The 512-nt window shown below is 42.2% G+C and carries 2 protein-coding genes; both read left to right on the top strand.

The genetic code is table 11. From position 1 onward, the window contains the following. Window positions 1-232, top strand: a 232-nt coding sequence (locus GQS58_RS16960; protein WP_205860467.1) for a type II toxin-antitoxin system RelB/DinJ family antitoxin, incomplete at its 5' end; no start/stop codon positions are given. Beyond that, window positions 222-506, top strand: coding sequence for a type II toxin-antitoxin system RelE family toxin (locus GQS58_RS16965; protein ID WP_096317127.1), 285 nt, complete (start codon window positions 222-224; stop codon window positions 504-506). The genes GQS58_RS16960 and GQS58_RS16965, both read left to right, overlap by 11 nt. Window positions 507-512: the final 6 nt, after the last annotated feature.

The following is a 512-nucleotide window of genomic DNA, read 5'->3' on the forward strand; positions in this document are numbered from 1 at the left end:
AAATATTCGTGTGAATGATGATCTGAAAGTGCGTTCTTATGCAGCGTTAGAAAAATTAGGAATAACGCCATCAGAGTTATTGAGACAAACATTGGAATATGTTGCACAAAGAGAAAAACTGCCGTTCAAATCAGTGCTGCTAACAAGTGAAGATGAAGCGCTTATTGCTGTGGCACAAGCCCGTTTAGCTGATCCAAAAACCGGAGTAAAGGTCTCGCTAGATGACCTATGAGTTAGAATTTGATCCCCGTGCGCTTAAGGAATGGCGTAAGTTAGGCGCAACCGTGCGTGAGCAGTTTAAAAAGAAGTTAGGTGAAGTACTGGAACAACCAAGGGTTGAAGCTAACCGACTACGAGAACTCCCAGACTGCTACAAGATTAAATTACGTCAAGTTGGGTACCGATTAATATACCAAGTGCACGATGAAAAAGTGTCGATCCTTGTTGTAGCGATAGGCAAAAGAGATAAATCAGAAGCGTATAAAGACGCTGGGAAACGAGTTTAAGGGGAT

This window comes from Polaribacter sp. 11A2H (assembly GCF_011379025.1).
Classification (GTDB): Bacteria; Bacteroidota; Bacteroidia; order Flavobacteriales; family Flavobacteriaceae; genus Polaribacter.

Excerpts from the sequence above, each read along its gene's own strand:
- GQS58_RS16965 (WP_096317127.1), top strand. The coding sequence starts at position 222 with ATGACCTATGAGTTAGAATTTGATCCCCGTGCGCTTAAGGAATGGCGT.